Annotated in this window: 23 protein-coding genes; all 23 read right to left on the bottom strand. The window is 38.4% G+C overall.

Annotated elements, in window-relative coordinates:
- Positions 1 to 3: 3 nt before the first annotated feature.
- A complete protein-coding gene (locus H624_RS0110730) occupies positions 4 to 789 on the bottom strand; it encodes a phosphatidate cytidylyltransferase (RefSeq protein WP_026867602.1) in 786 nt (261 codons plus the stop codon).
- A complete protein-coding gene (locus H624_RS0110725; RefSeq protein ID WP_026867601.1) occupies positions 779 to 1,576 on the bottom strand; it encodes an undecaprenyl pyrophosphate synthase in 798 nt (265 codons plus the stop codon). Before H624_RS0110725 ends, H624_RS0110730 begins: the two co-directional genes overlap by 11 nt.
- An 80-nt stretch (positions 1,577 to 1,656) precedes the next feature.
- The gene (gene frr, locus H624_RS0110720) at positions 1,657 to 2,214 is read right to left on the bottom strand and encodes a ribosome recycling factor (protein WP_026867600.1); all 558 of its coding nucleotides are present in this window, start codon (positions 2,212 to 2,214) and stop codon (positions 1,657 to 1,659) included.
- Between the two features lie 17 nt (positions 2,215 to 2,231).
- Positions 2,232 to 2,954 carry a UMP kinase gene (gene pyrH / locus H624_RS0110715; RefSeq protein ID WP_026867599.1) on the bottom strand — a complete coding sequence of 241 codons (723 nt, stop codon included), beginning with the start codon at positions 2,952 to 2,954 and terminating at the stop codon, positions 2,232 to 2,234.
- Between the two features lie 68 nt (positions 2,955 to 3,022).
- Entirely contained in the window at positions 3,023 to 3,901 is an 879-nt protein-coding gene (gene tsf, locus H624_RS0110710; protein WP_026867598.1) for a translation elongation factor Ts, read from the bottom strand.
- A gap of 77 nt (positions 3,902 to 3,978) precedes the next feature.
- Positions 3,979 to 4,746, bottom strand: coding sequence for a 30S ribosomal protein S2 (rpsB, locus tag H624_RS0110705; protein ID WP_026867597.1), 768 nt, complete (start codon positions 4,744 to 4,746; stop codon positions 3,979 to 3,981).
- A 146-nt stretch (positions 4,747 to 4,892) separates the two neighbouring features.
- The gene (gene codY / locus H624_RS0110700; protein ID WP_026867596.1) at positions 4,893 to 5,663 is read right to left on the bottom strand and encodes a GTP-sensing pleiotropic transcriptional regulator CodY; all 771 of its coding nucleotides are present in this window, start codon (positions 5,661 to 5,663) and stop codon (positions 4,893 to 4,895) included.
- Between the two features lie 18 nt (positions 5,664 to 5,681).
- A complete protein-coding gene (gene hslU / locus H624_RS0110695; RefSeq protein ID WP_035857277.1) occupies positions 5,682 to 7,061 on the bottom strand; it encodes an ATP-dependent protease ATPase subunit HslU in 1,380 nt (459 codons plus the stop codon).
- Positions 7,062 to 7,078: 17 nt separating this feature from the next.
- Positions 7,079 to 7,606 (bottom strand): ATP-dependent protease subunit HslV, encoded by a 528-nt coding sequence (gene hslV / locus H624_RS0110690; RefSeq protein ID WP_035857275.1) that lies wholly within the window; start codon positions 7,604 to 7,606, stop codon positions 7,079 to 7,081.
- A 4-nt stretch (positions 7,607 to 7,610) separates the two neighbouring features.
- Positions 7,611 to 8,492 carry a site-specific tyrosine recombinase/integron integrase gene (xerA, locus tag H624_RS0110685; protein ID WP_281170744.1) on the bottom strand — a complete coding sequence of 294 codons (882 nt, stop codon included), beginning with the start codon at positions 8,490 to 8,492 and terminating at the stop codon, positions 7,611 to 7,613.
- Positions 8,493 to 8,711: 219 nt separating this feature from the next.
- The gene (topA, locus tag H624_RS0110680; protein ID WP_035857273.1) at positions 8,712 to 10,775 is read right to left on the bottom strand and encodes a type I DNA topoisomerase; all 2,064 of its coding nucleotides are present in this window, start codon (positions 10,773 to 10,775) and stop codon (positions 8,712 to 8,714) included.
- Positions 10,776 to 10,880: 105 nt separating this feature from the next.
- Positions 10,881 to 11,669: a DNA-processing protein DprA gene (gene dprA / locus H624_RS0110675; protein WP_084145830.1), complete on the bottom strand. Its 789-nt coding sequence runs from the start codon at positions 11,667 to 11,669 to the stop codon at positions 10,881 to 10,883.
- A 160-nt stretch (positions 11,670 to 11,829) separates the two neighbouring features.
- Entirely contained in the window at positions 11,830 to 12,738 is a 909-nt protein-coding gene (gene sucD / locus H624_RS0110670; protein WP_026867590.1) for a succinate--CoA ligase subunit alpha, read from the bottom strand.
- A gap of 17 nt (positions 12,739 to 12,755) precedes the next feature.
- Complete coding sequence (gene sucC / locus H624_RS0110665; RefSeq protein WP_026867589.1) at positions 12,756 to 13,925, bottom strand: ADP-forming succinate--CoA ligase subunit beta; 1,170 nt, start codon at positions 13,923 to 13,925, stop codon at positions 12,756 to 12,758.
- Positions 13,926 to 14,053: 128 nt separating this feature from the next.
- Entirely contained in the window at positions 14,054 to 14,800 is a 747-nt protein-coding gene (locus tag H624_RS0110660) for a ribonuclease HII (protein ID WP_026867588.1), read from the bottom strand.
- 4 nt (positions 14,801 to 14,804) lie between these two features.
- Complete coding sequence (gene ylqF, locus H624_RS0110655) at positions 14,805 to 15,659, bottom strand: ribosome biogenesis GTPase YlqF (protein ID WP_026867587.1); 855 nt, start codon at positions 15,657 to 15,659, stop codon at positions 14,805 to 14,807.
- Between the two features lie 140 nt (positions 15,660 to 15,799).
- The gene (locus H624_RS0110650) at positions 15,800 to 16,780 is read right to left on the bottom strand and encodes a nuclease-related domain-containing protein (RefSeq protein ID WP_026867586.1); all 981 of its coding nucleotides are present in this window, start codon (positions 16,778 to 16,780) and stop codon (positions 15,800 to 15,802) included.
- Positions 16,781 to 16,936: 156 nt separating this feature from the next.
- On the bottom strand, positions 16,937 to 17,284 hold the full coding sequence (gene rplS, locus H624_RS0110645) for a 50S ribosomal protein L19 (RefSeq protein WP_026867585.1): 348 nt from the start codon (positions 17,282 to 17,284) through the stop codon (positions 16,937 to 16,939).
- A gap of 143 nt (positions 17,285 to 17,427) precedes the next feature.
- Complete coding sequence (trmD, locus tag H624_RS12095; RefSeq protein WP_035857271.1) at positions 17,428 to 18,096, bottom strand: tRNA (guanosine(37)-N1)-methyltransferase TrmD; 669 nt, start codon at positions 18,094 to 18,096, stop codon at positions 17,428 to 17,430.
- Complete coding sequence (gene rimM / locus H624_RS0110635; RefSeq protein ID WP_026867584.1) at positions 18,096 to 18,590, bottom strand: ribosome maturation factor RimM; 495 nt, start codon at positions 18,588 to 18,590, stop codon at positions 18,096 to 18,098. Before rimM ends, trmD begins: the two co-directional genes overlap by 1 nt.
- A gap of 51 nt (positions 18,591 to 18,641) precedes the next feature.
- Positions 18,642 to 18,869 (bottom strand): KH domain-containing protein, encoded by a 228-nt coding sequence (locus H624_RS0110630; RefSeq protein WP_026867583.1) that lies wholly within the window; start codon positions 18,867 to 18,869, stop codon positions 18,642 to 18,644.
- A 5-nt stretch (positions 18,870 to 18,874) separates the two neighbouring features.
- Positions 18,875 to 19,150 (bottom strand): 30S ribosomal protein S16, encoded by a 276-nt coding sequence (gene rpsP, locus H624_RS0110625; protein ID WP_026867582.1) that lies wholly within the window; start codon positions 19,148 to 19,150, stop codon positions 18,875 to 18,877.
- 96 nt (positions 19,151 to 19,246) lie between these two features.
- Positions 19,247 to 20,593 carry a signal recognition particle protein gene (ffh, locus tag H624_RS0110620; protein ID WP_026867581.1) on the bottom strand — a complete coding sequence of 449 codons (1,347 nt, stop codon included), beginning with the start codon at positions 20,591 to 20,593 and terminating at the stop codon, positions 19,247 to 19,249.

The raw sequence follows: 20,593 nt of genomic DNA, 5'->3' as shown, positions 1-20,593 counted from the left end.
ATTTTATGAAATAATCGGCAGAATATTCATGAGTGGTAACACGAATATAAAGCTATCAAAACGGTCTAAAATACCGCCGTGGCCAGGTAGAAAATTACCAGAGTCCTTAACATCAAAGTGACGTTTTAAGGCTGACTCAACTAAATCCCCCATCTGGCCAAATATGCTAAGAATTATTGTAAATGGAATAAGAAACCATAATGATCCTTCTAACCATCCAAAAGAAACAAAAATGATTGGAATGAGTGTGGAAATCAATGTACCACCAAGTGAGCCTTCAATAGTTTTGTTCGGGCTAATCTGTGGCCATAGTTTTCTTTTACCAAATGCCTTACCGAAAAGATAAGCACCGGTGTCTGTTAACCAAACGATTAATAGCGCATATAGAATATAAAAGATACCTGCTTCTCTAGTTTCATAAAAGTACATAAAACCAATCCCTATATAGGCGACTGCTAGAACACAAAAGCCCATGTCGACAAAAGTAAATCTATTTTTAGAGACCACCGTTGTCGATAGCATAATCAGTGCGAGTCCAACAATGATTTCCAGTTGAAATTCACCGACTAAGGGAGAGAAAGATTCCTTAGGTATTAAAATCATACAGAGTCCTATTAAGGATAAGATACCTGGTAATGAAATGATATGAATGTGATTCATCTTTAATATCTCATACAGGCCAGTAATTGCCATCAGATAAACAAGAATCAACAATGGCCAATTGCCAATAATGACAATTGGGATAAATAACAACAGTGCAATAACTGCAGTTACTGTTCTAGTCCTCATTCACATCCTCCTCCTCATTCAATCCTCCAAAACGCCTTTCTCTGTTTTGGTACTGGGAAATCAGTTCATCCATTTCTTCAGTAGTAAACTCTGGCCAAAACGTATGCGAGAAAAATAATTCACTGTAAGAGGATTGCCATAATAGAAAATTACTTAAGCGATATTCCCCAGACGTTCTAATAATCATTTCTGGGTCTGGTATATCTCTTGTCATCAAATAATCGTCAATTTTTTGATTGTCAATATCATCGATAGATAAGTGCCCCTGTTCTACGTCTCTAATCATCGCTTTTAGAGCGTCTTGAATTTCGTCTCTACTGCCGTAGTTCAAGGCAAAGATTAGATTCAATCCTGTGTTATTCTCAGTCTTATCTATTGCGGTTTGTACTGCCTTCTTCGTATGTATAGGTAAAGCATTAAAATCACCAATTGTTGTGACCTTAACGTTTTTCTCCATGAGCTCAGGTAAAAACGTACCTAAAAAGTCAGTCGGCAACTTTAACAGGTATTTCACTTCACTCTTTGGTCGTGTCCAATTCTCTGTTGAAAAGGCATATAGTGTTAAGTACTTTATGTTGATGTTAGCTGCGTGCCGGACGATGCGTTTAACATTTTGCATCCCTTCATAATGCCCTTTAATTCTAGGCATTCCCATACGCTTCGCATATCTGCCATTACCATCCATAATCATAGCGATATGTTCAGGTAGTGGTCTATTTGTCTCTGCTTTAATTTTTTCGGAATTAAACATGACGATCCTCCGTGCTGTATATGTTGCTTTGTACATTTTTATATACTTATCAATTATTTAATTTTAACATAGTTAATCAATAAAAAAACAGGTAAGTCCCCTTACCTGTTTGAAAGTTAAACTGCTAAGATATCTTTCTCTTTATCGTCACATAACGAATCTACTTTAGCGATAAACTTATCAGTGAGTTTTTGAACATCGTCTGTGTAATTACGTAATTCGTCTTCAGAAATATCGCCTGCTTTTTCAGCTGCTTTTAATTCATCATTAGAATCACGACGTACATTACGGATGGCAACTTTTGCATTTTCGCCTTCTTTACGTGCATCTTTAACAAACTCTTTACGACGCTCTTCTGTAAGCTGAGGCACAGTAATTCTGATTAATGTCCCGTCGCTTGTTGGGTTAACACCAAGGTCTGCAATTTGTATTGCTTTTAAGACATCATCTACTGAACTTTTGTCATAAGGTTGAACAACTAGCATACGTGCTTCAGGCACTGAAATACTTGCTAATTGGTTGATTGGTGTTGGTGCACCGTAGTAATCCACAGATACTCTGTCAAGCATGCTTGAGTTTGCAGCTCCTGTTCTAATGCCAGCAAGTTCTCTTTGTAGGTTATCAATAGACTTGTCCATTTTTTCTTCTGTCGTTTTTAACACAGCTTCACTCATTATAATATCTTCTCCTATTACTTTGTAATTGTTGTACCGATCGTTTCTCCTGATACAGCACGTTTGATATTACCGTCTTCTGTAATTGAAAATACCACAAGCGGAATGTTGTTGTCCATACAGAACGATGATGCAGTGGAATCCATCACCTGTAAATTATTTTGTAGCATCTCCATATACGTTAGTTTCTCGTATTTAACTGCATCACTATTTGTTTTAGGATCTGCAGAATACACGCCATCAACGTTATTTTTACCCATTAGGATAACATCAGCTTCTACTTCTGCTGCTCTAAGTGCAGCTGTAGTATCTGTAGAGAAGTATGGATTACCAATACCAGCCGCAAAGATAACAATGCGACCCTTTTCTAAGTGACGTATCGCACGTCTTCTAATATAAGGTTCCGCGACTTGTTTCATTTCGATAGAAGTCAGCACACGTGTTTCATGACCGAGCTGTTCTAGACTATCTTGTAGTGCTAAAGAATTCATTACAGTTGCAAGCATGCCCATGTAGTCAGCAGTCCCACGGTCCATACCTAAATCGCTACCGATTTTACCTCGCCAAATATTGCCACCGCCGACGATGATTGCCATTTCTACACCGAGTTTTTGTGCTTCTGAAACTTGCTCTGCAATATTTTTAATGACAACAGGGTTGATACCAAAGCCGTCATCACCAGCAAGTGCCTCACCACTTAACTTTAAAACGATACGATTGAATCTAGAAGTTTCAGCCATGTATTTCAATCCTTTTCCTTAAATTTTCAACTTAGAAAAAAAGACACCGAAGTGTCTTTTAAAAAAGCTTATTTTTTAACCTGACCAAGTACTTCGTCAGCAAAGTTTTCTTCACGTTTCTCCATACCTTCACCGAGTTCATAGCGAACGAAAGTACGTAGTGACGCTTTTTGTGCATCTAAGTACTGTTGTACTGTTTGGTCTGAATCTTTAACAAATGGTTGGTCTACTAAGCAAATCTCTTCAAGATATTTGCGGATACGACCTTCAACCATTTTGTCAACGATATTTTCAGGTTTACCTTCATTTAAGGCTTGTTGACGCAATACTTCACGTTCGTGATCAAGCTCAGATTGGTTAACTTGGTCGCGTGAAACATATTTAGGGTTTAATGCAGCTGCGTGCATTGCAACATCTTTAGCTACATCTTCACTTGTTGTACCTTCAACAACTGTAAGTACACCAATGCGTCCACCCATGTGCATGTACTGACCAAAAGCATCATCATCAGTTTTTGTCTCAACTGCAAAACGTCTGATGCTTAATTTTTCACCGATAGTTGCAACAGCATTGTTCATTACAGAAGTTACTGACTCACCATCGATTTCAGAGTTATATAATTCTTCAACATCTGCAGGTTTAGTTGCTAGGATGTGAGAAGCAATCTTTTTAACTAGTTCTTGGAAGCTTTCGTTTCTCGCAACGAAATCTGTTTCAGAGTTAACTTCAACGATTACAGCATCGTTACCTTCAGAAGTGATGTAAACAGCACCTTCTGCAGCAATACGATCTGCTTTTTTAGCAGCTTTAGCAATACCATTTTCACGTAGGTAGTCTACTGCTTTGTCGATGTCACCATCTGTTTCCATGAGCGCTTTTTTACAATCCATCATACCTGCGCCAGTTTTTTCACGTAGTTCTTTAACTAATTTTGCTGAAATAGCCATGTTCTCAGTCCTCCATAACTTTGTTTTAAAAAAAGGTGATAAGTTTTGACGCTTATCACCAAGATTGTTCTTACTTATTACTCGTTATCTTCTGAAGTCTCAGCTGAAGCTTCTTCTTCTGTTAAGTCGATATTTTGTTCCTCTGCAACTTCTTCATCAGAAATTCCGCGTTGACCTTCTAAAACAGCGTCAGCCATCTTACTAGTCATTAATCTTACAGCACGGATTGCATCGTCGTTTGCTGGGATTACGTAGTCAACCTCATCTGGGTCACAGTTTGTATCTACCATTGCAACGATAGGAATGTTTAATTTTTTCGCTTCAGCGATTGCATTACGTTCTTTACGTGGGTCAACGATGAAAATTGCACTTGGCATTTTCTTCATGTCACGAATTCCGCCTAGGAATTTGTTTAAACGTGCATACTCTTTACGAAGTTCAACGACTTCTTTTTTAGGAAGTACGTCAAATGTGCCGTCAGCTTCCATTTTTTCGATTTCAGAAATTCTCTTGATACGTTTACTGATTGTTTGATAGTTCGTTAAGATTCCACCTAACCAACGTTGGTTAACGTAAAGTTGGCCAGCGCGTTCAGCTTCCTCTTTAATAGCGTCTTGAGCCTGTTTTTTAGTTCCTACAAACAGGATTTGTCCGCCTTCTTCAGATACAGATTTTACGAAATCGTAAGCTTCTGCAACTTTCTTAACTGTTTTTTGTAAGTCGATAATGTAGATACCGTTACGTTCCGTAAAGATGTATTTAGACATCTTAGGGTTCCAACGGCGAGTTTGGTGTCCGAAATGTACACCTGCTTCAAGCAATTGTTTCATAGTAATTACTGCCATGATTTGTTTCCTCCTAAATGGTTTATACCTCCAACTTTGCGCTACGTGACCACCTAAAAAGGCACCGGTCAAGCCCCTACAAAGTTGTGCGTATTTGGTCTAATGACCGTTTTATATAATATCATATTTCTAAAAGTCGTGCAAGCTTAGCTTTCTTTTCTTAATTCAGGTAGGAAGTCTTCCTTTTTAACTTTAATAAATGTACCCTTCATACCAAGTGAACGTGATTCGATCACACCTGCACTTTCTAACTTACGAAGTGCATTAACGATTACAGAACGCGTAATGCCCACTCTATCTGCAATCTTAGAAGCGACGAGTAAGCCCTCATCCGCATCTAGCTCATCAAAGATGTGCTCAATTGCTTCTCTTTCTGAGTAAGATAATGAACGGATTGCCATAGAGATGCTTGCCTTATCACGGGCTTTTTGTTCAATCTCATCGTTTTTCTCGCGGAGAATTTCCATACCAACAACAGTCGCTGTATATTCTGCTAACACTAAGTCATCTTCAGAAAACTCTGTTTCACTACGTCCTAATACTAGAGTTCCTAAGCGATTACCCCCACCGTATATCGGTACGATGCATGTTTCTGAATCTTGGTAGGAATCTTCTGTCGGGAAAATTGTTAACTCATCTTCAAAAGCAATATTTTCACGTGTTTCTGTTAAACGCATAATTTGGCTGACATAGTACTCAGGGAACTGTCTGTTTTCTAACATCTCAACGATACGCGCATTGTCGATCGCTTCGATTTGTCCAACACCGAGTAACTTACCCCTCTTTGATACGACAAAGGCATTACATTCTAGAGTACGGCTGACCTTGTCTGCAACCTCTTCGAAATCTACCTTAATGCTTGAACTGCTTTGAATTAGTGCATTAATTTCACGTGTTTTTTGTAATAAACTGACCATTTCATTCACTCCTATTAGTTATAATATAAATTCGCTTAAGTTTTTATCAGTTGAAATATGGGATAACTTAGATTCAACATACTGCTTAGTTATTTCAACTTGTGCCCCTTTGATATCACTTGCTTCAAATAGCAATTCTTCAAGCAGGGTTTCTAAAATTGTATGCAAGCGTCTCGCACCAATATCATCATTTGATGTGTTCACATTATAGGCAATCTCAGCTAAGGTTCTTACTGCTTCATCAGTGAATGTGACTGTCACATCCTCAGTTTGTAGTAAGGCTTGATACTGTTCTAAGAGAGAGTTTTTCGGTTCCCTTAAGATTTTTTCAAAGTCATCAACTGACAACTTGTTCAGCTCAACCCTTAGTGGGAAACGCCCTTGTAATTCTGGAATTAAGTCACTTGGTTTAGCAACATGGAAAGCACCTGCACCGATGAACAAAATGTAATCCGTTCTAATCGTACCGTATTTCGTTTGGACTTGTGATCCTTCGACGATCGGTAAAATATCTCTTTGTACACCTTCACGAGAAACGTCACCCGAGTTTTGACTACCTTTAGCGATCTTATCTATTTCATCGATAAAAATAATACCCGTTGTTTCAGCTAATTCGATTGCCTCATCATTTACATTTTCACCATCGATTAACTTCTCAGCTTCTTCGTCTTTTAAATACTGACGTGCTTTTTTAACTGTCATTGTACGCTTTTGTTTTTTCTTAGGCATCAGGTTTTGTAACATGTCCCCCATACCGTTATTATCCATTCCTGGCATCATCATACCAAGTTGGTTGGATTCTTCAGTCACTTCGATCGTAACCTTTTCATCTTCTAACTGACCAGCTTCAAGCTGGCTTTTGATATCTCTTCTCTTTGTTCTAACACTATCATCGACTTCTTCAATCTCTTCATCTTGATTGGATTGATTCATCAACATTTCGAAAGGGTTATTAGAAGCAGGCTTTTTAATTTTTTTACCTGGAGCTAATAGCCCAACAAGTCTTTCATTCGCAAGGTTCAAAGCATCGTCTTCGACTTCATTTTTCTTCTGTTCTTTAATCATTCTGACAGATGCTTCGACTAAATCTCTGACCATGGACTCAACATCTCGTCCAACATAGCCGACCTCAGTATACTTAGTTGCTTCAACTTTTGTATAAGGACTGCCAGTAATTTTTGCAATCCGTCTAGCAATTTCCGTCTTACCGACACCTGTCGGTCCTATCATTAGAATATTTTTAGGAATAACTTCTTCTTGTAGCTCATCATCTAAAAGCATACGTCTATAGCGGTTACGCATAGCGATTGCAACTTTTCTTTTTGCTTCACTTTGTCCGACAATACTCTCGTCGAGACGACTAGTGATTTCTTTTGGAGAAAGATTTCTGTTAGACATACATCTCACCTTTATATTTAGTCAATTGTTTCTACTATTATATTGCCATTTGTAAAGACACAAATTTCACTTGCCAGTTCCAAGCTTTCTTTGGCAATTGTTTTAGCATCTAGATGATCCCCGTATTTCACAAGCGCACGTCCAGCAGCAAGTGCATAGTTACCGCCAGAACCAATGGCCAATATACCATCATCTGGTTCGATGACCTCTCCTGTACCAGAGACTAGGAGAAGATTATCCTTATCCATCACAATGAGCATCGCTTCAAGTTGTCGCAGCATCTTATCCCCTCGCCAATCCTTAGCAAGTTCTACAGCAGCACGAGTTAAATTCCCATTATATTCATAGAGGTTCGCTTCAAATTTTTCAGATAGTGTAAACGCGTCGGCCACACTACCCGCAAATCCTGCAGCGACCTTGCCGTTGAATAGGCGTCTGACTTTCTTAGCTGTATGTTTCATAACAACCTGATTACCAAGCGTTACCTGACCGTCTCCAGCCATGGCGACTTGGCCCTTGTGTTTTAATGCAAATATCGTTGTCATCTTGTCACCTCTTCTTATTGCCCGGATGGGCATTTAAATATGTCGCTTTTATTTGTTCTGTCGTCACATGGGTATAGCGCTGAGTTGTCGATAAAGACTCATGACCTAAGAGGTCTTGTACAGCACGTAAATCTGCACCGTTATTTAATAGATGGGTTGCAAATGTGTGCCTGAAGGTGTGTGGGTGTACATCTAGATGTAAGGCACTTCTCTTAACAACCATATCAATAATGTGTCTTAAGCCACGTACAGTTAACTGACCTTGACGTTGGTTGATCCATATTGTATCGATTCCTTTAATGGGTGTAGAAAATTCATCAAGGTAGTCTTTAAGACTTTCACGTGTACTGTTGTTAAAAGGAACAACACGCCACTTTCGACCTTTCCCTAATACCTTGAGTGCTTGAGCAGTAAAATCAATGTCACTCAATTTTATGTTAATTAGCTCACTTGCCCTAATGCCTGTCGCATATAAGAGTTCGATGATTGCACGGTCTCTCAGATACATTTTGTGACCAGTGTCCATCGAGTCAAAAAGAGCATTAATCTCATTATCATACATAAAATCAGGTAACTGACTTTCTTTTTTAGGGAATGGTAAGTTCGAAAATGGGTTAATTTCAACAGCATCTCTATCTAATAAATAATTATAGTAGCTTCTAAGTGACGATATCTTTCTAGATACTGTCGCTTTTTTTAAGCCCCGGTCATATAGACTAGACAAATAGCTTCTAGCATCACCATATTTAAATTCTTTAACAGATAAATTCTCAGTCCATAAAAAAGTTATGAATTCATGAATATCATGATCATAACTTTTAATAGAATGGGGTGAAAAATTACGTTGAAATTCTAACATCTTAAGAAAATCTTTGACGTAAATAATAACCACCTCTATCTTTGTCTGAATTTTATCATAATTAAGAAAATATATCCAAAATATATGTCAGATGATTCGTTCCCATTAATTCCATTAGTAATTTTAAACCATTTGAATATAAATTGCACGAAATTGTACAAATATTTATAATTCAGCCACAAAGTAAAACAGTTTTAATTATTCAATTAAAAAAACCGTGATTCTATTAAGAATCACGGTAATCAATTAACTTGCATCTTCTGTGTAATCACAGTTGGTACATTTAACCTGTGCCTTCTGTCCTTTTTTCTTTTCAATTAAGTAGTGTTCGCACTTCGGACAGTTCCTGCCAATTGGGCGATCCCAAGAGACGAAATCACAATCAGGATATTTGTCACAACCGTAAAAGATTCGACCACGCTTAGATTTTCTTTCAACCACGTCGCCTTCCTTACATGTTGGGCAAGTCACACCAATCGATTTAACGATGGCTTTTGTATTGCGACACTCTGGGAAATTAGAGCATGCCATAAACTTACCATAACGGCCCATCTTGTATACCATTGGTGAACCACATTTTTCACAATCTTCACCAACGGGTTCGTCCTTGATTTCAATTTTCTCCATCTCTTCTTCTGCGCGTTCAACCTGAGGCTCGAAGCCTTTATAGAACTCATCGATGACTTGACGCCACTCTTTTTCGCCTTCTGCTACAGCATCTAGACTATCTTCCATATTTCGTGTAAAGGCAACATCGATAATATCAGGGAAGTATTCAACAACTTGCTCGTTGACAATTTCTCCAATTTCCGTAGGGAAAAATCGCTTCTGATCCATTCTTACATAGTTACGCTTTTGAATCGTATCAATTGTCGGGGCATACGTTGATGGTCTACCAATACCTGACTCTTCTAAAGTCTTAACTAACCTCGCTTCTGTATATCTTGGTGGTGGTTGAGTAAAGTGCTGAAAAGGTTCAATTTTTTCTTCTGTTACCGTTTCACCCTCTTTTAATTCTGGTAAACGGTTATTAAAATCATCTTTAGCATCATCGGTGCCTTCAATATAAATTGTCATGAAACCTTTAAATTTAATTGTTTGTCCGGTACTTCTAAACAGCACACCATTATTACTCAAATCAACTTTTACCGTATCGAGCACTGCTGGTGCCATTTGACTCGCAATAAAACGATCCCAAATCAGTTTATATAGACGGTGTTGGTCACGGCTTAAATATTGCTTCATATTTTCAGGTGTACGATTAGCAGATGTTGGTCTCACGGCTTCGTGTGCATCTTGGGCTGCTTTTTTTTCCTTTTGCACGCCTGTATATTCTTTACCATAAGTATCATTAATAAGTTGGTAAGCTTCTGCTTTAGCTGAATCTGAGATACGTGTTGAGTCAGTTCTCATATAAGTAATCAGACCCACTGTACCTTCTTTTTTAATATCGATACCTTCATATAATTGCTGGGCGAGCATCATGGTCTTACGTGCCTTAAAGTTCAACTTACGTGCTGCTTCTTGTTGTAGAGAAGAAGTTGTGAATGGTTGTGCTGGGTAGCGTTTCTTTTCTTTCTTCTCTACTTTTTCGATTAAATAATCCTTACCACTAAGCTCTTTTAATACGTTATCAACATCGGCTTTAGTTTTTAATTTCGTTTTTTCCTTATCTCTCTTTAACTTGTTAAACTTACCAGTAAACTTCGAACGCCCTGTCTTAAAGGTGCCTTCGATCGTCCAGTATTCTTCTGGAACAAAGTTTCTGATTTCATTTTCACGGTCGATAATGAGCTTAAGTGCGACTGATTGAACACGTCCTGCAGACAAACCTTTCTTAACTTTTTTCCATAGGACTGGAGAAATGTTATACCCTACCAGTCTATCTAAAATACGTCTAGCCTGCTGGGCATCGACCAATTGCATATCTATTTCATTCGGGCTTTTAAAACTTTCTTTAACCGCATCTTTAGTAATCTCATTGAAGACGACTCGGTAATAATCATTATTATCACCAAGGGCATGACTGAGGTGCCATGCGATTGCTTCTCCTTCTCTGTCGGGGTCACTTGCGAGAAATACTTTCTTCGCTTTTTTAGCTTCTTTCTTTAAATCTTTTAGTAAGGGGCCCTTACCTCGTATAGTTATATATTTTGGTTCATAGTTATTTTCTGTGTCGATTCCAGTTTGACTACGTGGTAAATCTCTCACGTGTCCCATAGATGCGACAACTTTATATCGTTTACCGAGGTACTTTTCAATCGTTTTTGCTTTCGCGGGTGATTCCACGATCACTAAATTGTCTGCCACACTCACGACCTCCATTCGTTATTATCCACTCAAGTCCAAATGATACACAGATAAATTTTACTTTGTCAATTAAAATAATTCTAATCACGTTCTATAAGTGACAATTTAATTGTAATCTAAAAGTATATCATCAGCACTCAAAACAAGCATTGCACCGTCTTTTATTCTCAAATTTGTACCTCTTGAAAAGTCAGAGGTAATATTTCCTGGTAGGCAATAGCCATTTCTATTTTCATCTAATGCCATCTCTAAAGTTATCAAACTTCCACTTTTCTCTTCAGCTTCCGTCACTAAAACACCCTTAGCACAACCTGCAATAATTCTATTTCTAGCTATAAATCTCCATTTTTCAATCTTTGTACCTGGTGGATATTCACTGATTGTTAGATGTTCCTTTTCCATCAGAGCACGTACTTTTTCAGTTGTTTTAGGGTAATGAATATCATGGCCAAATGCAAGCACGCCAATAGTCTTTAAATCATTCTTGATTGCGATACTGTGTGCCATTTCATCAGCTCCATATGCCAGACCTGAAATAATTGTAATATCCTTTAGTTTTGGAAGAATATCTAGTAGAGCATTTTTCGTATAAAGCGTCGCCTTTCTACTCCCTACTACCCCTAACATATCTGTTTGTAACAAATTGATGTTACCTCTGTAATATATAATGTAAGGAAAATCATAAATTTCTTTTAGGAGTTGTGGATATTTCCTATGTTTATAGGTCATGAAATTCACATTGAATGACTGTAGTTTACCTAATATTTCCTCACGATTTAAAGATTTTGCATAGGCTAATTTTTTACTTAAATCAGGCTTAATATATTCATGGTTTGTTATGGATAAAAATTCTTTTGCAGTCACCCCAGCGTACGATAAAAGTAATAGATCCACATGTTTCCTCCTGACAAATATTATCCCCTATATTATAGTAGAAAATTGTCTCATTTTACTTTTCAATTTACTGACAAACACTACCATAAAAATACAAAAAAGAGCGGTAATCCATGATGATTACCGCTCTTTTTAATCACTTAACTGATTTATATTTCATTTATTTTACTGTTAGACATTTTTCGTATAAACCGTCTTCTTTCTTGATACGGTTGATTAATGTTTCACCAATTTCAGATGGTGTATCAGCAGTTTCAATTCCACATTCGTTCATGATGCGGATTTTTTCATCTGCTGTACCTTTACCGCCAGAAATAATCGCACCAGCGTGGCCCATACGTTTTCCTGGAGGGGCAGTTTGACCACCGATGAATCCAACAACAGGTTTAGTCATGTTGTCACGAACCCATTCAGCAGCTTCTTCTTCTGCAGTACCACCGATTTCACCGATCATAACGACAGCGTAAGTTTCTGGATCTTCATTGAACGCTTTAAGTACGTCGATGAAGTTAGTACCGTTAACAGGGTCCCCACCAATACCGACAGCCGTTGTTTGACCAACGCCTTCTTCAGATAACTGATGAACCGCTTCATATGTTAATGTACCAGAACGTGAAACTACACCAACATGTCCTTTTTTGTGAATATAACCAGGCATGATACCAATCTTAGTTTCATCAGCAGTGATGACACCTGGACAGTTTGGTCCGATTAAACGTGTATTCTTATCTTCTAAATAACGGACAACTTTAACCATGTCTAAAACAGGAATGTGCTCAGTGATACAAATCACTAATTCAATTTCTGAATCCGCAGCTTCCATAATAGAGTCTGCAGCAAATGGAGCTGGTACGTATACTACAGAAACTGTTGCGCCAGTTTCTTTTTTAGCTTCTTCTACTGTGTTAAATACAGGTACACCTTCAACTTCTTGTCCACCTTTACCAGGTGTAACACCAGCAACGATTTGAGTACCATACTCTAACATTTGCTTAGTGTGGAAGAGTGCTGTTGAACCAGTAATACCTTGAACAATTACTTTCGTATTTTTATCAACAAATACAGCCACAATATATTCCTCCGTTATTATTTATTTTCGTTAACAGCAGCGATAATCTTTTCTGCACCTTCAGCCATAGTACTAGCTGGAGTAATTTCAAGACCAGATTCTGCTAGAATTTTCTTACCTTCTTCAACATTCGTACCTTCTAAGCGTACGACTAAAGGAATTTCTAGACCAACGTTGTTTACAGCTTCTACAACACCTTGTGCAATTACGTCACAACGCATGATTCCTCCAAAGATGTTTACAAAGATTCCTTCAACTGATTTGTCACTTAAGATAAGTTTGAATGCTTCAGTAACTTTCTCAGCAGTCGCGCCGCCCCCTACGTCAAGGAAGTTGGCTGGTTTACCACCGAAGTGGTTGATTGTATCCATAGTTGCCATCGCAAGACCTGCACCATTTACCATGCAACCGATATTACCATCAAGTGCGATGTAAGCAAGGTCGTGTTTTGATGCTTCAATTTCTTTTTCATCTTCCTCGTCGAAGTCACGTAATTCAACAACATCTTTGTGTCTGAATAGTGAGTTCGCGTCGAAGTTTACTTTAGCATCAAGCGCGATAACTTCACCATCACCTGTAGTTACAAGTGGGTTAATTTCCATAATTGATGCGTCTTTACTGATGAACACATCGTAAAGTGAAAGCATTAATTTAGCAGCTTTGTTTACTGAACCTGTTGGAATATTGATATTAAAAGCGAGTCTCTTCGCTTGGAATGGTAGTAATCCAACTGCAGGATCTATAACTTCTTTGAAAATCTTTTCAGGAGTTTTTTCTGCAACTTCTTCGATTTCCGTTCCGCCTTCTTCAGAACCCATTAATGTAACGCGGTTCGTCGCGCGGTCGATAACGAAACCTAAGTAGTATTCGCTGTCGATATCGCAACCTTCTTCAATAAGAAGACGCTTGATTTCAGTACCATCTGGACCGTTTTGATGAGTCACTAATACTTTACCAAGTAGTTCCTCAGCATATGCTTTAACCTCATCTAACGATTTAGCGATTTTTACACCGCCAGCTTTACCACGGCCACCTGCGTGGATTTGAGCTTTTACTACATAGACATCTGAATCAAGTGTTTTTGCAACTTCAACTGCTTCATCAGGTGTAAGTGCAACGCCGCCATCAGGCACGTTTACACCCATAGAGCGAAAAATTTCTTTTCCTTGATACTCATGGATATTCATGATTTTCCTCCTAAGACTTTTAATAAAGCTTACATTCTCAATTATAAGAAAATTGATGTAGATTGTAAACTTTCAAATCCTTCTCCTCATTATTTTATATGTAATAAGTTACTCAAAAACGAAATAGCTTAAAAATATCTCTTAATCGGTTCAAAAGAACGTCTATGAATACTACATGCTCCATAATTTTTCAGCCCTTCGAGATGGTCTTTCGTCCCGTATCCCATATTCTTTTCAAAGGCGTAATCAGGATATCTTTTTGCATGCTGAATCATCATTTCATCACGCGTCGTTTTGGCAATAATAGAAGCTGCTGCAATAGAATTAGAAATCGCATCCCCTTTAATGAGTGATGTTTGTTCAATACCATTATCCAGGGTCATCGCATCGATGAGAAGATGCTCTGGGGTGTGTTTCAAATTTTTTACAGCCCTGTCCATTGCGAGTTTGGTCGCTTCGTAAATGTTGAACGTATCAATCTCCTCAACAGTTGCTACACCGATACCATAGTCCGCATATTTCATAATCTCTTCACGTAGCGCTGCACGTTTTTTTGCTGGAATTTTCTTTGAATCATCAAGGCCTAAGAAATCATGTTCTAAAGGGAGAATCACTGCTGCTGCAACAACCTCCCCTGCAAGTGGACCTCGCCCCGCTTCATCAATGCCTGCAATGATCTTGCCGTAGTGCTGGTTTTCGTATCGCATCATTCTTTTATACTTTTCAATTAATTCGACTTCTTTTTGAAGTGTGCGAGCCCTTGATTTAAGCGCGTTTTGAACCCCTTTTCTTTCATCTAAATGAAATTCAGAGGCCGCTAAATCGTCCAGGGTTTTTATCTTGTTGAGGGCTAATTTTATATCTGAAATCTTCATTAGATTAGTTATCCTCCGGGAAGTCGAACGTCATGAGGTCAATCTTAGCGTCTCGTGTATCGTAAATGACACGTTCTGTGACGCGCTCATAGTCGATTTCGTTTCCGCTCATTTTGAAACCGCGAGACTGTCCGATAGCATCGAAAATTTCGACGATTTCTGAGTCTTCGTCTATATTGATATTATAAAATTTGTTCAGAGCCTTTAGATGGTGTGCTTGCATAAATTTTAAGGCGAAGATTGCCACTTCATCTAGGTTAACCACATTGTCTTTGATCGCACCTGTAAGTGATAATTTTAAGCCTACCGTCTCATCTTCAAACTTTGGCCAAAGTACGCCTGGGGTATCTAAGAGTTCCATCTTACCTCCAGCTTTGATCCATTGTTGAGCCTTTGTCACACCTGGTGTATTTCCTGTTTTCGCAACTTTTTTCTTTGCAATATTGTTGATAATCGTTGACTTTCCAACATTCGGGATCCCGACGATCATTGCACGAATGGCGCGTGGATTGATGCCCTTACGTTCCATTCTCTCAAAAATTTCTTTAGTCGCTTCTACGACGACACCTTCAATTTTCTTTAAAATATTAGGCTCCTTACCATTTATTGCAACAGGATAAAGTCCCTCTGCCTTATAGTGATTCATCCAGCGGTCTGTTTCACTTTGACTCGCCATATCTTTCTTATTTAAAATAATGACTCTCGGCTTTTCACCAATAACTTGGTCCAGCATCGGGTTTTGTGATGCATATGGAATCCTCGCATCTAAAATTTCGATGACAACATCTACTTTTTTTAAACTTTCCTCGATTTGCCTACGTGCTTTTGCCATATGTCCAGGGAACCAATTAATCGACATACATTTCCCTCCGTTTTCTTCATTTCATGTCCTTTATTTTATCATTTTTTTAGCTTACGCGCCTTGATTGATTGGGCGCTCGAGAGTATTTCCGTTTGCGCCCCAACGGTGCTCTCTCATTGGCGCACATCGTAGATCACCTAATCTATTCTATCCTTATATCGTATATTTCTAGGTTGTTTCGACATCGCATCTTCGAAATCGTAGTATTTAAATTTATAACTCGTCGATTTATAAATTCCCTCTCGATCACAATACTTAGCCAACAATCTTTGAACAGAACGCTTGCTGAACTTATAATTTGTAAATTCCATCATACGATTTGTTGTCATCGGCAATTTTCCGAACAAGTATTTATAGTCACTAATTGCACGGACAAAATGAGTTTCTTTGGTTTCATATGAGCCACAGGATGAACACCTAAAATGAAATCGCTCAGAATCGACCTCAAACCCGCCGCATTCACTACAGTAGATACCGTGACGGACGTCATCAAAGTCGACTGCTGATTTGAAGTAGGGATTGACAACGATATGTTCAGTGATCACTTCACAAATTTCCCGAGCGAACCCGCTACTAATACTAAAGTTGTTCTTAAAACGAGCTAAGTATCGTCTCAAATTACTTCTAATTATAATATTTTGTTTCAATAACTCATCGGCAATAATTAAAGTACATTCTTCATTAGGAAATATTAACTTGCCACTGACTTTAAATTGTAAATCGGACGATAAAGATAATCGTCTCATCTTACCAATAGCACGACGCAGCTGTGCGAATGGATCGTCGGGTAACTCAAAATTTCCTTTTGCCCAGCTGTCATCACTTACGGTATAGGTCCCGCTAAAGTTTTTAATTTCGTTGACGACGACACCTTCTTCGGTAACGATTAAACTATCGTACTGAGTGGTGCTGTCTTCAATGTTCAAATAGACATCTCTATAAATATATGAATTATCATGACCAACTTCATTAAAGATATTGTCATAGATACATTCACCTTCATAACCTCTCCGAAGATTTTCTAACTGATTGTGGTTTTTATCATCTAATTTTGAGCGGCTAAACATAGCTTCCATGTGCAAAAGTTCAGAGGGACGATGACGTTCTGTTATGAACAATACTTAACCTCCATTTTTCATTTACATATCATTTATACAACATTATTTAACGTTTGACCATATGTATTAGAGGCATTTCCTCTTTCGCTTAAAAACAGAAATTTTCCCAACAAAAAAACCAAACCTCGGCTGAGGTTTGGTTTTCTTAAAGCATTATTAGCGGATTTCTCTAATACGTGCAGCTTTACCACGTAGGTTACGTAGGTAGTAAAGTTTAGCACGACGAACGCGTCCGCGACGTGAAACTTCGATTTTTTCGATTTTTGGCGTGTGAATTGGGAATGTACGCTCAACACCAACACCGTAAGATACTTTACGGACTGTGAATGTTTCTGAGATTCCACCACCGCGGCGTTTGATTACAACACCTTCGAATAGCTGGATTCTTTCGCGATCTCCCTCAACGATACGTACGTGAACTTTTACTGTGTCTCCTGGTTTGAAATCAGGAATATCAGTTTTTAACTGATCTTTGACAATAGAATTTAATAATTCTTGTGACATATTATATCTTCTCCATTCTTCCAGTTATCTTGCCGACGAACTTTGGCAGCGGATGACTGTGATATTTACGTGTATTTACACTCGTATTATATTACCATACAAGTGGTGACCATTCAATCACTTTTAGAAATAAAATTAACTTTTTACTCCCCTAGTAAATCAGGGCGTCTTTCTCTCGTGCGTTTTAAACTTTCAGCTTGTCGCCACTCTTCAATCAACTTGTGATTACCGCTTAATAGAACATCGGGTACCTTCATACCGCGGTACTCTCTAGGTCTAGTGTAATGCGGATGTTCAAGCATTCCTGTAGAGAACGAATCTTCTTGATGACTTTTTTCATTACTTAATACATCTGGAATTAGACGTACGATTGCATCTGTCATCGTCATAGAAGCAAGTTCGCCTCCGGTTAATACGTAGTCACCGATTGACACTTCGTCTGTAACAAGTGAGCGTATGCGTTCATCATAGCCTTCGTAATGGCCATTGATGAAAACAATATTCTCTTCATGAGCCAGCTCTTCCGCTAATTTTTGATCAAAGGGTTTACCTTGAGGACACATTAAAATCACGCGCTTGTTTTCTAGCTCTAAACTGTCCATGGCATTGAAGACAGGCTCTGGTTTTAAAACCATACCTGCACCACCGCCGTACGGATAATCATCGACTTTGTTATGTTTATCATTTGAGAAATCTCTAAAGTTAATGAGGTGATAATTCACAATGCCTTTGTCCTCAGCACGTTTTAAAATAGATGTTCCTAGGACCCCTTGGTACATTTCAGGAAACAAGGTTAAATAATAAATATCCATTAGTCTAACAATCCTTCAAGTGGTGTAATTTCAATAATACCTTTATCGAGGTCTACTGTCTGAACAACTTGCTCGATATAAGGAATCAAATATTCCTTATCGCCCTCTATCACCCAAACATCATTTGCTCCAGTGAACATGACATCTTTAACCGTCCCAAGCGTCTGATTATCATCCAAGTTAATGACCTTTAATCCGATGATATCTTTTACGTGGAACTCGTGTTCGTCTAGTGTTAAGTCATCTGCATTTTCATCGATAAAAACCGTTTCACCCTTTAAGTGCAGAATATCATTCATATTACTCACACCTTCAAAGGTTAGTAAGTGAAAATTTTTATGTTTACGGTAAGATTTTATTGTGTAGGTCTCACCTTTAATCTCAACTGTTTCACCGCTTATGAAACGGTCTTCTAAAAAGTCAGAATCACTCATGATTTTAACTTCACCTTTAACGCCGTGAAAACTGACTAATTTACCAATTTTAATACTCAAGATATACACCTCTTAGTAAAAAATAAAAGACACACTAGAAAAGTGTGTCTCTTAATGCAAATCAACAAACACTTTCTTTGATGCATCTCTTTCAGCATTTGACATGATGACTCGAATCGCCTTAATTGTACGACCGCCTCGACCGATTACACGACCTGCATCGGCTTCATGAACACTGATTTTGTACGAAATCTTCGCTGGCGCATCTTCCGTTGTAATAACGAGCGCCTCCGGATAATCTAGCATCGGTTCAAGAATTGTTTGAAGTAATTTGTCCATAGGAATTATTTCCCGAATTTAGCGTTGTGGAACTGTTCCATAATGCCTTTGTCACTGAAGATATTTCTTACAGTGTCGCTTGGTTTAGCACCTTTTTGTAACCAATCAAGCGCTTTGTCGTTGTCTAAAACAACGTTATCTTCAGATTTTGAAACCGGGTTGTATGAACCGATTTGCTCGATGATTCTACCATCTCTTGGGCTGCGTGCATCTGCAACAACGATACGGTAGAAAGGATTTCTTTTAGAACCCATACGAGTTAATCTAATTTTTACTGCCATGTGTGAAAACTCCTCTCTTTACTATCTTTTCGACTTATATATCATAACAAATCAAAATAAATGTGTAAAGAGTTTTTTCTTTACACATTTATTTTATTAGAATGGTAAGCCCATATTACCAAACGGATTCTTACCTTTTTTCTTGCCACTTGTCATTTGTTTCATCATTTTCTTCATGTCGTTAAACTGTTTTAAGAGGCGGTTAATTTCCTGTAAGGAACGTCCAGAACCTCTAGATATACGTTTTTTACGACTCGCATTCAGCTTTTCAGGGTGCTCTCTTTCTTCTAGAGTCATCGAACGTATAATCGCTTGTACGTGATCGATTTCCTTGCCGCTGAACTGCATTTTATCTAGTCCTTTTATCTTGTTGGCACCAGGCATCATCTTCAATAGTTCATCTAATGGTCCAAGTGTTTTCACCTGATCCATTTGTCCAAGGAAGTCATCGAGTGTGAATGATGAATCTTTCAACTTTTTCTCAAGTGCTTTTTGTTCATCTTCATTGATATTATCCTGTGCTTTTTCGATGATTGACAGTACGTCACCCATGCCGAGAATACGAGATGCCATACGTTCAGGGTGGAAGGCTTCTAAGCCGTCCATCTTCTCAGAGACACCGATGAATTTAATTGGTTTTTCTGTGACTGAACGAATGGAAAGTGCGGCACCACCACGTGTGTCGCCGTCGAGTTTAGTTAAAGTTACACCTGTAATGTCCAGTAAATCGTTAAAGCTCTCGGCAACATTGACCGCATCTTGACCGGTCATTGAGTCGACGACGAGCATGATTTCGTTCGGATTAGCAATTTCCTTAACATTTTTCAATTCATTCATCAGTGCTTCATCAATATGCAGACGACCCGCAGTATCAATGATGACTGTATCTAAGTGTTCTTCTTTAGCATGAGCCAAGGCACGTTCTGTAATTTCTTCAGGTTTGACTTGATCACCAAGTGAAAAGACTGGGATATCAATCTGCTTCCCTACAGTTTCTAACTGGTCTATAGCAGCTGGTCTGTAAATATCACCAGCAACTAAGAGTGGCTTTTTGTTATGTTTTTTACGTAAATGAAGTGCGAGCTTACCAGCCGTTGTTGTTTTACCTGCCCCTTGTAAGCCGACCATCATGATAACTGTTGGTGGTTTGTTGGCCATGTTAATCCGTTGGTTTTCTCCACCCATCAACGCTGTCAATTCTTCTTGTACAATTTTAATGACCTGTTGGCCAGGTGTTAAGCTCTGCATAACATCTGAGCCTAAGGCACGTTCTTTAACATCATTGATGAACTGTTTGACTACTTTGAAGTTAACATCTGCTTCAAGTAAAGCCAGTCTTACTTCACGCATCATTACTTTGACGTCGGATTCGGTTACTTTACCTTTACCCTTAATACGGTCCATTGTGGACTGCAGTCGTTCTCCAAGTCCTTCAAATGCCAT

Origin of the sequence: Jeotgalicoccus marinus DSM 19772 (assembly GCF_000425825.1) — a bacterium.
Taxonomy (GTDB): domain Bacteria; phylum Bacillota; class Bacilli; order Staphylococcales; family Salinicoccaceae; genus Jeotgalicoccus; species Jeotgalicoccus marinus.
Note: the sequence above shows the minus strand (reverse complement) of the source record. Positions and strands in the feature narration are given on the sequence as shown.

Excerpts from the sequence above, each read along its gene's own strand:
- H624_RS0110730 (WP_026867602.1), bottom strand. The coding sequence starts at position 789 with ATGAGGACTAGAACAGTAACTGCAGTTATTGCACTGTTGTTATTTATC.
- H624_RS0110725 (WP_026867601.1), bottom strand. The coding sequence starts at position 1,576 with ATGTACAAAGCAACATATACAGCACGGAGGATCGTCATGTTTAATTCC.
- frr (WP_026867600.1), bottom strand. The coding sequence starts at position 2,214 with ATGAGTGAAGCTGTGTTAAAAACGACAGAAGAAAAAATGGACAAGTCT.
- pyrH (WP_026867599.1), bottom strand. The coding sequence starts at position 2,954 with ATGGCTGAAACTTCTAGATTCAATCGTATCGTTTTAAAGTTAAGTGGT.
- tsf (WP_026867598.1), bottom strand. The coding sequence starts at position 3,901 with ATGGCTATTTCAGCAAAATTAGTTAAAGAACTACGTGAAAAAACTGGC.
- rpsB (WP_026867597.1), bottom strand. The coding sequence starts at position 4,746 with ATGGCAGTAATTACTATGAAACAATTGCTTGAAGCAGGTGTACATTTC.
- codY (WP_026867596.1), bottom strand. The coding sequence starts at position 5,663 with ATGGTCAGTTTATTACAAAAAACACGTGAAATTAATGCACTAATTCAA.
- hslU (WP_035857277.1), bottom strand. The coding sequence starts at position 7,061 with ATGTCTAACAGAAATCTTTCTCCAAAAGAAATCACTAGTCGTCTCGAC.
- hslV (WP_035857275.1), bottom strand. The coding sequence starts at position 7,606 with ATGACAACGATATTTGCATTAAAACACAAGGGCCAAGTCGCCATGGCT.
- sucC (WP_026867589.1), bottom strand. The coding sequence starts at position 13,925 with ATGAATATCCATGAGTATCAAGGAAAAGAAATTTTTCGCTCTATGGGT.
- H624_RS0110660 (WP_026867588.1), bottom strand. The coding sequence starts at position 14,800 with ATGAAGATTTCAGATATAAAATTAGCCCTCAACAAGATAAAAACCCTG.
- ylqF (WP_026867587.1), bottom strand. The coding sequence starts at position 15,659 with ATGTCGATTAATTGGTTCCCTGGACATATGGCAAAAGCACGTAGGCAA.
- rplS (WP_026867585.1), bottom strand. The coding sequence starts at position 17,284 with ATGTCACAAGAATTATTAAATTCTATTGTCAAAGATCAGTTAAAAACT.
- trmD (WP_035857271.1), bottom strand. The coding sequence starts at position 18,096 with ATGGATATTTATTATTTAACCTTGTTTCCTGAAATGTACCAAGGGGTC.
- H624_RS0110630 (WP_026867583.1), bottom strand. The coding sequence starts at position 18,869 with ATGGACAAATTACTTCAAACAATTCTTGAACCGATGCTAGATTATCCG.
- rpsP (WP_026867582.1), bottom strand. The coding sequence starts at position 19,150 with ATGGCAGTAAAAATTAGATTAACTCGTATGGGTTCTAAAAGAAATCCT.
- ffh (WP_026867581.1), bottom strand. The coding sequence starts at position 20,593 with ATGGCATTTGAAGGACTTGGAGAACGACTGCAGTCCACAATGGACCGT.